We start from the raw sequence: 12656 nt of genomic DNA, 5'->3' as shown, positions 1-12656 counted from the left end.
CAATCCAGACTGCCGCCGCGGAAAGAGTCTGGATTGCTTCGCTGCGCTCGCAATGACGGAGCATGCGGCAGCAGCTCGAACAAATCGCCAGCCGCAACTGCGATCCCATCCAAAAGCCCTCCGCACCCTCCACGTCATTGCGAGGAGCCCTTGCGACGAAGCAATCCAGACCGCCGCCGCGGAAAGAGTCTGGATTGCTTCGCTGCGCTCGCAATGACGGAGGACGCGGGAACAGCCTGCCTCACTGAACATCGAGCGTCCGCCGCTAGATCAGCGTGTCGTACAAGTCCTTCCAATCCGGATTGACGCTCTCGATCAGCGCCAACTTGTTGGCCCGGTTGCCGCCCTTGATCTGCTTCTCGCGCGTGATGGCGTCGATCATGGTGTCATGCAGCTCGTACCAGACGAGAAGCTTGCAGCCGTATTTCGCCGAGAAGCCCTTCACCAAGCCCTCGCGGTGCTCGTAGGCGCGTCGCGGCGGATTGGAGGTGACGCCGGTGTAGATCGTGCCGTTGCGGCGATTGGCGAACATGTAAACGCATGGCTGCTTCATGATCGTGCTCGGCTGAGGAGTGCAGTTACGATAGCACAACTAGGCGGTAAGGGCGAGCAGCGAGAACAGTCCTTGCGAGAAATTGCTGCCCCATCGGCGTCATTGCGAGGAGCGCTTGCGACGAAGCAATCCAGACTGCCGCCGCGGAGAGATCCCTGGATTGCTTCGCTGCGCTCGCAATGACGGAGTATGCGGCGGCAGCTCGAACAAACTGCCAATCGCACCCGCGATCCATCCCAAAGCCCTCCGCACCCTCTCCCGTCATTGCGAGGAGCTCTTGCGACGAAGCAATCCAGACTGCCGCCGCAGAAAGAGTCTGGATTGCTTCGCTGCGCTCGCAATGACGGAGGATGGAGCGGCGGCGCTCGCAATGACGGAGGATGCGGTACGGTCCCGGGACGCGCTTTGCGCGGGCGCTACCGCGTCATCTTGATCTGCCGCACGACGGGGATCGTGGGCAGCGAGCCGGTGTGCTCGGCTTCGTCCTTGGCCTGCGGCGAGCCTGGTGCGCGGGCGGTGGCGTCGGGGAAGCGCTGCTTCATCTCGCGCAGGAAGCCGTCGAGCGTGTCGACGCTGGCAGCGAGCTTGGCGATCTCGGCGAATTCGGCGCTGGAGGCCGCGGCCGGCTTGCTGGCGATGTCGAAGGCGAGACGGTCGGCGCTCTCGCTCATCAGCGGCGCGTATTTCTCGCGGAAGCGCGACACGCCGATCGAGTCGTCGGCGAGCGCGTAGCCGACGGCGGCGCGGATGATGTCGCTCTTCTCCACCGCGTTGAGCGGCTTGAAATCGCGAAAACGCTCGCCGTAATAGAGCTCGATCTGCTCGGCGGATTCGCGCCAGCGCCGCGCTGCCCAGAAGATGTCCGAACGCAGGCGAAGCACTTCGCGCCCGGAGACGTTGGAGACGATGTCGAGCGCGAGGTCGTGACGGCCGACGTCGCTCTGCGCGCGCGCTTCCAGCAGCAGGCGCTGCTGCCTGAGCTCGCCGGAGAGATCGCTGATGCGGCTCGCGCGCAGCGCCGAGATCGCCATGTCCGGCTTGCGGTTGGCAAGATAGATCATGGAAAGGCGCGCGGCGACCTGGGCGCGCGCGGCGCCTTCGAGGCGGTGGTCGACCTGGTATTGCAGGAGCTCGGCGGCCTGGTCGAGCAGATCGATCGAGGCGAGACGGTCGGCGAGCCGGCGGATCAGCTCGTCGCCGCGACGGCCGATCGGCGTCAGCTCACGGAATTCGTAGAACATCCCGAGCGCCTCGACCGGCGGCAGCTCGTCGCCCTTCGGTCCGAGGAAGATCTGCGTGAACAGCTCGGAGGCGAGATCCTGCGCCTGACGCGAGGCCTCCGCGTTGGGCTGCAGCCTCGTCGCGGTGCGCGCCGCGGTGAGCGCGTCGCGGTAGCGCCCGCTCTCGGCATACATCCGCGACAGCAGCTGGAGCGTCTTGACCTCGATGGAGTCGCCGCGCCAGGTCATCGAGAGCGTCTCGAGCTCGCGCAGCGCGTCTTCCTTGCCGATCTCGTCGCGCTTCTGCCGCAGCGCGACCTCGAGCTGCTTGGCTTCCGCCGCGGCCCGCCGATCGGCCGAGGCGACCGCGAATTTGTAGTCGTCGAGCGCGTCCTTGTCGTGGCCGAGCGCCTCGGCGAGCCGGCCGCGCAGCACGGCGAAGCCGGGCGCCGCCTCGGGCGAGACGCCGACCACCTCGAGCTCGCCACGACGCTTGGAGGCGCCGGCATAGTCCTTCACCTCGAGCGAGGCCCGCATCGCGTCCATCGTCACGATGCGCTGGATGTCGAGCGGCAGCGAGGCGATGGCGAACTCGACGTTCTTGAACTTCTCGCGCGCGTCCGCCCATTTGCCCTGGCGCGCATAGGCGAGCGCCTTCCAGAGCTGGGAATCGTGGCTGTTGCCGATCACGGGATTGGCGAGGTCCTTCAAGCCCTGCGAAGGCCGGCCGATCAGGATGCTGGCGATCGCATGGACGATCAGCGCGCTGCTCTCCTCCTTGTTGAGGGGATCTGTCAGCATGACGTCGGTGACGGCCTTGGCCTCGTGATACATCGCGCGCGACATGTAGAACTGCGCGAGATCCAGCCGCGGCAGCGAGCGCAGCGCCGGCTCGACGTTGGAGATCGCCGTGATCAGATCGCTCTGGCGCGTCATGAAGTTTTCCGACTGACCCTTGCGCCAGCCTTCGGGACTGAACACCGGGCGCACCGCGGTCGGCGCCCGCTCGGCCGAGATGTCGACCGGCGACAGGGTCAGTCCGCCCTTCTTGCCGAGGATCACCTTGTCGGCACCGACCTCGACGCCGACCTCGTCGGAGTTCGGACGGATCGCGATGCCGTGCGCGGATTCCAGGAGCGAGAGATCGACGAGGTCCTGCCGCTTGATGAAACCGCGCACCGGCCGCTGCGCGGTGACGACGTAGAGCATGTCGCCGGCGTCGGGATCGGTCAGCTTGTGCAACTGGCCCGGATTGGCGAAGGGGATCGCGATGGTGGCGAGCGCGGGATCGGTGATGTTGCGCGACATCATCAGCGGCAAAGGCGTCGCCTGGATCTTGTCGGCGAGCGTCAGAAGCCAGTTGGTCTCCTTGCCGACCTCCTCGCTCGTCAGCGAGTAGACCAGCGGGCGGGTCAGACGGATGCGCACCGCCTGGCCCTTGTCGAGCGGGATCCGGCCGACCTCGCCGATCATCGCGCCGCCCTTGGCGCGGATCGCCTCGACATCGATCGGCTTCGGCGTATCGAATACCAGCCACACCGTGTCGCCCCGGCGGAACGCAGCCGCGGGCGTCGCGACCGGAAGCGGGAACGTCACGCGCAAGCCGTCGCTATCGCGGCGCACATCGACGCTGGCGGCCGTCGACGGCGGCGCCGGCTTGGTGGCTTCCTTGACCGGCTCCTTCGCAACCTCTTCGGCGTGCACGGGCTTGGCCGGCGCGGCCGCAGCTTCGGCCGCGGGAGGCGGCGGCTTCACCATTTCCTTCGTAGCTTCCTTGACAACTTCCTTCGGTGTTTCCTTTGGCGCTTCGGAAGCGTGCGCGGCCTCGGTCGCGGGAGCCGGCGCGGGCTTCGGCGCTTCCGCGGGTGGCATCGCGGCGGGCGCCTCCGCCTTCACCTCGGGCTTCGGGTCGGGCTTGACTTCGATCTTGGCTTCGCGCGCGATCGTCTCGGAGGTCGGCGGCGCGATCTCGCGATGGGCGTCCTTCGGCTTCTCGGCGGCGGGCTTCTCGGGCGCCGTCCCGTGGCCGGCAGGCTTCATCTGGGCGATCGCCGCCTCGGGCGTCGCGGCGGCCTTGCCCCGGTCGGGCTGGAAGGAGACGTCGACGACGTAGTTCTTCTCGTCGCGGAACGAGTGCACATCGGAATCGCCGACCAGTGAGATCTCGACATTGGTCTGGTCGATGTCGGCCTTCTGCTTGATCGAGGCGACATTGGGCGGCGCCGCGACGACCGCATCCGCCAGATCGAAATTGAGGTTGGCGTTGAAGGCGAGCGTGAGCTTTTGCTCGTTGAGCACGGAGGACACGCCGACGCCGTCGGGCATCTCGAACACGAAGCGCACGAAGGTCGGCTGCACCGAGGCGCGCACGCGGATCGGCGGACGCTTCTTGGTCTCGGCCGCGGCACGCTGGGCACGCAACGCGCGCTCGGCCGCGCGGGCGCGCTCGGCGAGTTCCTTGACCACGTCCATCGGCAGGCTCGGCGGCGCGCCCTTCCAACCCTCCGGCAGAAGGTCGACGAAGGTGCGCTCGCCGGCGTTCATGGTGTTGACGGTGACACGCCGCGCCAGCGAAAGACGGATGGCACCGCCATCAGGGTCGCGGCGCGCGGAGTTGACGTAATCGGGGGCGCCTTCCGGCACGCGGTCGACGGGAACGTCGACGGGCCGGTCGAAGCGGATGATCAGGATGGAGCCCGCGGTCGTCACCTCGGACGGCACGTCCTCGCCGAGCTTGATGACGAGACGGGCAAAGCCGCCGCCCGCCGAAAAGGTCGCCTCGCCTCTGACGGGATCAGCCGCCCGCGCCGGCGCACCGAGGCCGGTCAGCAGGCAGACCGCCAGCACGCCCGCCGAGCGGACATGACGCGACAGCCCCGGCGCCAGTGCGCGGGCTCGCGACCACAATCCATCGGCAGCCTTCTGCGCCATTGGCGGCATGTCTTCCGTTTCGACGGTCCACGGGGGCCCTGCTGATGCCGGCCCCCGGCTTCGACTCTAAGGTTTTGCCAATTAAGGACTTCTTAAGTATGAGCCCTCAATTCGGCTTTTGCGTCGGCTTGCCGTCGATCTTGGGCAGATCTCCGGCCGAGGCCGATTGATCGCCGCCGCCATTGGCCCGGCGGGCCATCTCGACCGTCAACTTCTCGGCGGCCTCGGGCGACATCAGCCCCATGATGTCCGACATCTTTCGCGGCGCGATCGCCGAGGCGATCTCGATCAGCACGCCCATCTCCAGCCGGTCGAACACCCGCGCGGCGTCCTTGGGCTTCATGCCCTCATACATGGTCACGAGGCCCTTCATGCGCTGGGCTTCGGCGGCCTTCTGCTCGGCCTGCGTCGCGGTGATGCGGGTTTCCACCGCCTTCATCTCCTCGACCTTGCCTTCGATGCGCTTCTCGGCGGATTTGAGCAGGCTTTCGCGAATGTCGATTTCGCGCTGGCGGGCCTCGATCTCCTGGCGGCGCGACTGCAACCGCTCGAGGATGGCGCGCTCGGAGGCCGAGACCTGCGGCTGGGCTTCGTCCACCTTGACCACGGTGCCTTCCGGCTTGGTCTCGGGCGCGGCGGGCTTGGGCGCTTCCTTCGGCGCGCCATGGGTCGAGCCGGTGATGATCTCCGGTTCCTCGCGGCCGGTTGGGAAGTTCAGATTTTCCTGCGCCCAGGACTTCTTGGTCTGGTTCGGCTTGTAGTCGAACACATAGCCGCCATTGATCACGAGGCCCGCCACTTTCAACGTGGCGAGGCCGGCGACGGCAACCAGGACGATCGGGATGACGCGGATGTTACGAAAGGATTTCATACCCTGACTTCATGCGGCAAGGACTTCATGCGGCAAGCCCGTTGGATCGTCGGCGTTCAGAGAAAGCTTCCGCCGCGGCCGCCACCGCCTTCGCGGTCGAAGGCTTCGGCGCGGGCGCGGCAACCATTTCCGGATTGGTGACGGGCCGCGCGGCGATCGCGATCTTGGACAGGCGGCGCACCACGTTGTCGGCTTCGCCGAGCTGCTTGTAGAGCTGGTCCGACATCTGCGTCGCCGCCGCGAGCTGGCTGCCGAGATTCTCGTTGACGTCGCGCACGGCGAGCTTCAGCCCGCCGATCGCGCGCTCGGCGATCTCGGTCGCCGTGATCAGCTCGCCGATCACCGCCTTCAGCGAATGCTCGTCCGCCTTCAGCCGCGTCAGGCGCTTGTTGAGCATGACGCAGTAGAAGATCGTCAGCATCAGCAGGACAGCCACCAACGTCTCGATCGCCATTCCCAGGGAGTGGTTCATGGGGCCTCCATCATCTTGTTCTGCTCGTCGACCTTCTCGAACATCGCAAGTGTCGTACTTGGCTTGCGCAAGGGTTTCGTCACGCGGATCGCGACGCGGTCGCCGACCCGGCCCATCCGCCCCTCGGTCAGCGTGACGTCGCCGCAGCGCACGGTGACGTTGGCGTCGGCGCGCATGTCGAGCGGCAGCGTGTCGCCGACCTTGAGCCGCATCAGTTGCTTGAGCGGGATATCGGCCTCGTAGAGCACGGCATCGACGGCGATCTCGGCCTGCACGATCTCGGTGGCGAAATGGCCTTCCCAGACCGGGTCGCGGCCGAACTTTTCGCCCATGAACATCTGGAGCAGGACGCCCCGGATCGGCTCGATGGTCGCATAAGGCAGCAGCAATTCGATGTTGCCGCCGCGGTCTTCCATGTCGATGCGCAGGCGCACCAGGATCGCGGCATTGGCGGGACGGCTGATCGCGGCGAAACGCGGGTTGGTCTCGAGCCGGTCGATCGTGAAGGTCACCGGCGACAGCGGCCGGAACGCCTGCTCGGCATCGGCCAGCACCACCTCGACCAGCCGCTTGACCAGCTCGGTCTCGATCGTGGTGTAGGGCCGGCCCTCGATGCGGAGCTGGCTGGTGCCGCGGCGACCGCCGAGCAGCACGTCGATCATCGAATAGATCAGGTTGGAATCGACCGTCGCCATGCCGAAGTTTTCCCACTCCTCGGCCTTGAAGACGGTGAGGACGGCGGGCAGCGGGATCGAATTCATGTAGTCGCCGAAGCGCACCGAGGTGATGCGGTCGAGCGAGACTTCGACGTTGTCGGAGGTGAAGTTGCGCAGGGACGTCGTCATCAGCCGCACCAGGCGGTCGAAGACGATTTCGAGCATCGGCAGACGCTCGTAGGACACCATCGCCGAATCGATGATGGCGCGAATGCCGGAATGATCGTCGAGCGTGACGTCGCCGACGGTGAAGCCGAGGAGATTGTCGATCTCCTCCTGCGACAGCACCCGCTCGCCGGAATTCTTGCCGGTTCCGAGATCGCGGCTGCCGTCTTCGACCATGGCCGCCCATTGCAGGGCCATGGTCTCCGATAGTTCGTTTTCGGCGGCGGCCTTTGCGGCCTCCGCGGGATCCTCGGAATCGAGCGACGCCTCCCATTGGGCGGCAATCGCATCCTGGTCCATTTGCTCGTTGCCGGCCATGACGCTAGCCCGTCCCCTTCCGCAGCGTCTTCACTGGATCACGACTTCCTTGAACAGCACCGCGCTGACCTGGATCGGGGCGACCGCTGCGTTGACGCGCTTGGTCAGTTCCTCCTTGAGGCGGAAGATGCCGGCGGAACCGTTGAGATCGGAGGGGCGCAGCTCGCGGACATAGGTCTGGAAGATGTCGGTGACGCGCGGCATCGTCGGCTTGATCGCCTCGATCTGCTTCTCTTCCTTCAGCTCGAGCACGATCTTCATCCGGAGATACTGCACGCGCTCGCCCGGCGCGCCGGCGAGGTTGACCATGATGTCGGGGACGTCGACGAAGGCCGGCGGCTTCGGCGGAGGCGCGGCCTCCGCATGATGCTCCTCGTCGCCGTGACGGAAGAAGAAGAACCAGGTCGCAGCGCCGCCGCCGAGGACGGCGAGCAGGCCGACGGCCATGATGATGATCTTCAGCTTGTTCTTGGGCGGAGCGGCTTCCGCACCTTCGGCGGCTGCGCCGCCTTCTGCATCATTCTCTGCCATGGTCGCCGCGCCCGGATTTCTCAAAGGGGTCGAAGAGCAAGGCCTTAGACAGAGACGCGATACAAATGCCCCGGCGCAATGCGCTCCTTTTCATGGCAAACGCTACGGTAATAATGGTTAACGGAATCTTTCGATTGGGCCTCCGCTAGGAAAAATCTGCCGGGCAGACATGGCTAACAGAACCTTTCTGCCGCCCTCCCGCACCCCCGAAAAATCGCCAAGCCATTGAGTTTTCAACATTTTTAAAGTTGGCACGGCTTTCGCTGAGAGAGGGCCGAGACCGAACGGTTTGGGAGAACCTGCCGGTCTCGTTCACGGGGTCCGCCAAGGCGCTTGGGAGAGCGAAATGGCAGATCCCCCTCAGGGGAGATTTTCCGATGCAGAACGCGCTTCTGATCGGCTTGTCACGGCAAATGACGTTGGAACGGCAGATGGATGTCGTCGCCAACAACGTCGCCAATGCCAACACCAACGGCTTCAAGGCCGACCATTCGCTGTTCGAGGAGTTTCTCAACTCGAACGCGCGTGAGGACAATTTCATCGGCGCCGACCGCCGGGTCTCCTATGTGCAGGACCGTGGTACCTACCGCGACATCGGCCAGGGGCCGATGGAGGCGACCAACAACCCGCTCGACATGGCGATCGACGGCAACGCCTATTTCGCCGTGCAGGCCAATGGCGGCGAGATGTTCACCCGCGACGGCAAGTTCTCGCTCAACGCGACCGGCCAGCTCGTCACCACGGACGGCAACCTGGTGCTCGGCACCGGCGGCCCGATCACCTTCCAGCCGACCGACCACGACATCAACATCGCGCCCGACGGCACCGTCACCGTACTCGAAGGCACCGCCAAGACCGACTCGATCCGCGGCAAGATCCGCATGGCCTCCTTCAACGATCCGGCCAAGCTGACCAAGCTCGGCGCCAATCTCTACGCCGCCGGCTCCGCCGTCCAGCAGCCGGACACCAAGTCCACCGTGCGCCAGGGTTACATCGAGAAGTCGAACGTGAATTCGGTCGGCGAGATGACCCGCATGGTCGAGGTCATGCGCAGCTACACCGCCATTGCCAACCTGCTCCAGCAGCAGAGCGACATGCACAAATCGGCGATCGAGAAGCTCGCCGACGTGCCGGCCTGATTGAGGGAGAACTGACATGCAGGCGCTTCACACCGCAGCGACCGGAATGGCGGCACAGGAACTCAACGTTCAGGTGATCTCCAACAACATCGCCAACCTCCGCACCACCGGCTTCAAGAAGCAGACCGCGGCGTTCCAGGACCTGATCTATGAGCACGTGCGCCGCGTCGGCGCGCAGGCCTCGGACCAGGGCACCATCCTTCCCGTCGGCGTCGACATCGGCGGCGGCGTCAAGACCGTCGGCACGCCGCGCAGCATGACGCAGGGCACGCTGTCGCAGACCGGCAACGATCTCGACCTTGCGATGTCCGGCGAAGGCTTCTTCAAGATCCTGATGCCCGACGGTACCTACCAGTACACACGCGACGGCACCTTCCAGATGGACAATCAGGGCCGCGTCGTCACCGCCCAGGGCAACCCGGTGCAGCCGACCATCACGATCCCCAACAACGCCTCCGGCATCTCCGTGAGCGAGCAGGGCCAGGTCTCGGTGACGCTGCCGGGCTCGTCGACCTCCTCGATCGTCGGCCAGATCGGCGTGACGCGCTTCATCAACAAGGCCGGCCTGCAGCCGGTCGGCAGCAACCAGTTCACCGAGACCCCCTCGTCCGGCGCGCCGCAGGACGGCACCGCGAACTCCGAGGGCTACGGCAAGATCACGCAAGGCAGCCTCGAGCAGGCCAATGTCGACGTCGTCTCGGAAATGAGCGACCTGATCGCCGCCCAGCGCGCCTACGAGATGAACGCCAAGGTGATCAGCGCCGCCGACCAGATGATGCAGTCGACCACGGCGCTGTTCCGCTGAGTGATGACGATGATCCGCACCGCTCTCGCCACCCTCTCCGCCCTCGCCCTGCTGGCCCTGCCGGCCGCGGCCGCGGACGACTTCATCGCCTCGCCGACGCTGCGGGCGAACGTCACCGTGTCCGCGGACGTGGTGCGGGTCGGCGATCTCATCGACAATGCCGGATCGGCCGCGCTGATCCCGGTCTACCGCTCGCCCGACCTCGGCACGACAGGCACGCTGACGGCCGCGCAAGTGCTGTCGGTGCTCCGCGCCAAGCAGGTGATCGGCGTGATGACCGGCGACATCAAGGAGGTCCAGGTCACCCGCCTCGCCCGCACGCTCGCGAACAAGGATCTCGAGAATGCGGTCGCCACGGCGCTCGAGCGCCGCTTCGGCCTCGGGGACGCCGCCAACATCACCGTCACCTTCGACCGCGGCGTCGCCGAGATGCGGCTGGACGCGTCCAACACCGGCGCGCTCCAGCCGGTCGCGACCCGCTACGACGCGCGCAGCGGCCGTTTCGACATCGCTTTCGAGATCACCAACGACAACAATCCGACCCCGACCAAGCTGCGCTTCTCGGGCACCGCGATCGAGACGGTGGAAGTGGCCGTGCTGACGCGCGACGTCGACCGTGCCGATACGCTGAAGTCCTCCGACGTCGCGCTGGAGCGCCGGCCGAAGGCCGAGGTCACCGGCGAGCCCGCCTCGCGCGACCGCAGCGTCGGCATGCAGCTGCGCCGCGGGATGCGCGCAGGGACGCCGCTTCGCGCCGCCGACATCGTCAAGCCCGACTTCGTGGTGCGCGACCAGGCAGTGACCGTCATCTTCCAGGCGCCCGGTCTATACCTCACCACGCGCGGCAAGGCGATCGAGAGCGGCGCCGAGGGCGACACCGTCAGCGTGCTCAATCTGCAATCCAAGCGCACGCTCACCGGCGTCGTCACCGGCCGCGGCCAGGTGACGATCCAGGGCGCGAGCCAGTCCGCGCCGATGGCGCCCGCGGTCGAGCAGACCTCCTCGCTCAAGCGCGACGAGGCCCCGGCCCCCGTCGACACCGCAGCTCTCCTCCGCAACCTGGTGCAGGCGCCCGCCTCGCCGGCCCAGATCGCAGAAGCCCAGATCCCGCAAGCTCGCGTCTCGCAAGCTCAAGCCAAGTAAGAGTTCGTCATGTCCGCTTTCAGTTCGGCTTACCGTCTTCGTCGCATCGCGATCTCCGCCCTGATGCTGGCCTCCTGCGCGCTGGGCGGCTGCTCGTCGATCGACCGTCTGTCGCAGATCGGCGAGCAACCGAAACTGTCGGCGATCGACAATCCGACGGCGCAGCCCGGCTACAAGCCGGTGCAGATGCCGATGCCGAAGCCGGAAGTCGCCTCCTACAATCCGAACTCGCTGTGGCGCAGCGGCAGCCGCGCCTTCTTCAAGGACCAGCGCGCCCGCCAGGTCGGCGACCTCCTGACCGTGACCGTGAACATCACGGACAAGGCCAACATCGCCAACGAGACCCAGCGCAGCCGGACCAACAAGGAAGATTCCGGGGTGACCGACTTCATCGGCGCGAAGACCCTCGGCGTGCAGGCGCAGAAGGTGCTGCCCGGCCGCCTCCTCACCGCCGACTCCGCCTCCTCCAGCGACGGCAAGGGCTCGGTCAATCGCACGGAAGCCCTGCAGACCAACGTCGCTGCGGTCGTCACCCAGGTCCTGCCGAACGGCAACCTCGTGGTCGAAGGCAAGCAGGAGATCCGCGTCAACTACGAGATCCGCGAGCTCGTGGTCGCCGGCATCGTCCGCCCCGAGGACATCCAGAGCGACAACACCATCGATTCCACCAAGATCGCGCAGGCCCGCATCGCCTACGGCGGCCGCGGCCAGATCACGGACGTGCAGCAGCCGCGCTACGGCCAGCAAGTGATGGACGTGCTGCTGCCCTTCTGACCCTTCAAGAGCTCCCACATCGTGCTCGCGATCCTAGGCGCGAACGACGATGTACTACGCGGCCTCCAGTAGCTCCCCTGCTGGAGGCCGCATGTATTTTAGCGGTGGTATTGCCTCGCACTCCGTCATTGCGAGCGCAACGAAGCAATCCAGACTGCTTCCGCGGAAAGATCCTGGATTGCTTCGTCGCAAGGGCTCCTCGCAATGACGCGGGGAGAGAGCTTACGTGAACTCCGCCTCGACCACACCAAGCCCGTCCAGCTCCATCCGCACCTTGTCGCCGGCTTTCAGCCACAGCGTCTTGACCAGGCTGCCGGTGAGAACCAGCTGGCCGGCGTGCAGACCCTTGCCTTCGGCGGCGAGATGGTTGGCGAGCCAGGCGAGTGCGTTGTGGGGGTGGCCGAGCACGTCGGCGCCGGTGCCGTGACTGACCTCCTCGCCGTTGACGATGGCCCGGCCCTTGACCGCCTTCAGGTCCGGCACCGACGAGCGCGGAACCGAGGGGCCGAGCACGCAGCCGGCCGCGAAGAAGTCGTCGGCGATCAGCGTCGGGGCGCCCATCGTCTCCCACTTCACGTAGCGGTCGTCGACGATCTCGATGGCGGGATGATAGGCCTCCACCGCCTCGCCGACCCATTCGGCCGTGAACGGCGCCTCGCCGGGGGCGAGGTCGCGCTTCAGCCGGACCGCGATCTCGCATTCGACGCCGACCCGGACATAGCTCGAAGCGGCAAGCCTGGCGCCGCTGTCATGCACGCCCTTCTGGAACACGCCGCCGCCGCAGGGGTGCGGGATGCCGATATAGTCCTGCATCACCTGGCTGGTGCAGCCGATCTTGTAGCCGACCAGCGGCCCGACATGCGGGAGCAGCAGATCGTGCAGCGCGCGCTGGACCTCATAGCCCTCGGCTTCGTCGGCCGGTGGTCGCTCCAGCGTGGCCAGCGGCGCATGATTGCGGCGCGCCAGCGCGATCGCCTTGGCGGCTTCGAGAATCTTGTCCATCGGCGCCGCCTCCCAC

Annotated in this window: 11 protein-coding genes; 4 read left to right on the top strand and 7 right to left on the bottom strand. The window is 66.3% G+C overall.

Annotated elements, in window-relative coordinates:
• Positions 1-265 precede the first annotated feature (265 nt).
• The 6 genes from QRQ56_RS00775 to fliL all read right to left on the bottom strand — a co-directional run bounded on the left by QRQ56_RS00775 (position 266) and on the right by fliL (position 7777).
• Positions 266-553, bottom strand: coding sequence for a GIY-YIG nuclease family protein (locus tag QRQ56_RS00775; RefSeq protein ID WP_438736864.1), 288 nt, complete (start codon positions 551-553; stop codon positions 266-268).
• 416 nt (positions 554-969) lie between these two features.
• A complete protein-coding gene (locus QRQ56_RS00770) occupies positions 970-4704 on the bottom strand; it encodes a tetratricopeptide repeat protein (protein ID WP_438736862.1) in 3735 nt (1244 codons plus the stop codon).
• Positions 4705-4810: 106 nt separating this feature from the next.
• Entirely contained in the window at positions 4811-5575 is a 765-nt protein-coding gene (locus QRQ56_RS00765; RefSeq protein ID WP_438736860.1) for a MotE family protein, read from the bottom strand.
• 25 nt (positions 5576-5600) lie between these two features.
• Positions 5601-6047, bottom strand: a complete 447-nt coding sequence (locus QRQ56_RS00760; protein WP_438736858.1) for a DUF6468 domain-containing protein — start codon at positions 6045-6047, stop codon at positions 5601-5603.
• Positions 6044-7246 carry a flagellar motor switch protein FliM gene (gene fliM, locus QRQ56_RS00755; RefSeq protein ID WP_438736856.1) on the bottom strand — a complete coding sequence of 401 codons (1203 nt, stop codon included), beginning with the start codon at positions 7244-7246 and terminating at the stop codon, positions 6044-6046. Before fliM ends, QRQ56_RS00760 begins: the two co-directional genes overlap by 4 nt.
• 30 nt (positions 7247-7276) lie before the next feature.
• Positions 7277-7777 (bottom strand): flagellar basal body-associated protein FliL, encoded by a 501-nt coding sequence (gene fliL, locus QRQ56_RS00750; protein WP_438736855.1) that lies wholly within the window; start codon positions 7775-7777, stop codon positions 7277-7279.
• A 377-nt stretch (positions 7778-8154) separates the two neighbouring features.
• On the opposite strand from fliL, the gene flgF reads away from it, so the two are divergent.
• The 4 genes from flgF to flgH are packed head-to-tail and all read left to right on the top strand — an operon-like array spanning position 8155 to position 11638.
• Positions 8155-8916 carry a flagellar basal-body rod protein FlgF gene (flgF, locus tag QRQ56_RS00745; protein ID WP_438736853.1) on the top strand — a complete coding sequence of 254 codons (762 nt, stop codon included), beginning with the start codon at positions 8155-8157 and terminating at the stop codon, positions 8914-8916.
• 16 nt (positions 8917-8932) lie between these two features.
• Positions 8933-9721, top strand: a complete 789-nt coding sequence (flgG, locus tag QRQ56_RS00740) for a flagellar basal-body rod protein FlgG (RefSeq protein ID WP_438736851.1) — start codon at positions 8933-8935, stop codon at positions 9719-9721.
• Positions 9722-9730: 9 nt separating this feature from the next.
• Complete coding sequence (flgA, locus tag QRQ56_RS00735) at positions 9731-10864, top strand: flagellar basal body P-ring formation chaperone FlgA (RefSeq protein ID WP_438736849.1); 1134 nt, start codon at positions 9731-9733, stop codon at positions 10862-10864.
• Positions 10865-10873: 9 nt separating this feature from the next.
• The gene (gene flgH, locus QRQ56_RS00730; RefSeq protein WP_438736848.1) at positions 10874-11638 is read left to right on the top strand and encodes a flagellar basal body L-ring protein FlgH; all 765 of its coding nucleotides are present in this window, start codon (positions 10874-10876) and stop codon (positions 11636-11638) included.
• A gap of 222 nt (positions 11639-11860) precedes the next feature.
• On the opposite strand, the gene QRQ56_RS00725 is transcribed toward flgH, so the two are convergent.
• Positions 11861-12640: a 2-keto-4-pentenoate hydratase gene (locus QRQ56_RS00725; protein WP_438736846.1), complete on the bottom strand. Its 780-nt coding sequence runs from the start codon at positions 12638-12640 to the stop codon at positions 11861-11863.
• Positions 12641-12656: the final 16 nt, after the last annotated feature.

Origin of the sequence: Bradyrhizobium sp. U531, from assembly GCF_051710265.1 — a bacterium.
Taxonomy (GTDB): Bacteria; Pseudomonadota; Alphaproteobacteria; order Rhizobiales; family Xanthobacteraceae; genus Bradyrhizobium.
The sequence above is the reverse complement of the archived record's forward strand: the minus strand, read 5'-3'. Positions and strand labels throughout refer to the sequence as shown.

Bases quoted from the DNA above. Each gene is read 5' to 3' on its own strand.
- flgG (WP_438736851.1), top strand. From the start codon at position 8,933: ATGCAGGCGCTTCACACCGCAGCGACCGGAATGGCGGCACAGGAACTC.
- fliL (WP_438736855.1), bottom strand. From the start codon at position 7,777: ATGGCAGAGAATGATGCAGAAGGCGGCGCAGCCGCCGAAGGTGCGGAA.
- flgH (WP_438736848.1), top strand. From the start codon at position 10,874: ATGTCCGCTTTCAGTTCGGCTTACCGTCTTCGTCGCATCGCGATCTCC.
- fliM (WP_438736856.1), bottom strand. From the start codon at position 7,246: ATGGCCGGCAACGAGCAAATGGACCAGGATGCGATTGCCGCCCAATGG.
- QRQ56_RS00770 (WP_438736862.1), bottom strand. From the start codon at position 4,704: ATGGCGCAGAAGGCTGCCGATGGATTGTGGTCGCGAGCCCGCGCACTG.
- QRQ56_RS00760 (WP_438736858.1), bottom strand. From the start codon at position 6,047: ATGAACCACTCCCTGGGAATGGCGATCGAGACGTTGGTGGCTGTCCTG.
- flgA (WP_438736849.1), top strand. From the start codon at position 9,731: ATGATCCGCACCGCTCTCGCCACCCTCTCCGCCCTCGCCCTGCTGGCC.
- QRQ56_RS00725 (WP_438736846.1), bottom strand. From the start codon at position 12,640: ATGGACAAGATTCTCGAAGCCGCCAAGGCGATCGCGCTGGCGCGCCGC.
- flgF (WP_438736853.1), top strand. From the start codon at position 8,155: ATGCAGAACGCGCTTCTGATCGGCTTGTCACGGCAAATGACGTTGGAA.
- QRQ56_RS00765 (WP_438736860.1), bottom strand. From the start codon at position 5,575: ATGAAATCCTTTCGTAACATCCGCGTCATCCCGATCGTCCTGGTTGCC.
- QRQ56_RS00775 (WP_438736864.1), bottom strand. From the start codon at position 553: ATGAAGCAGCCATGCGTTTACATGTTCGCCAATCGCCGCAACGGCACG.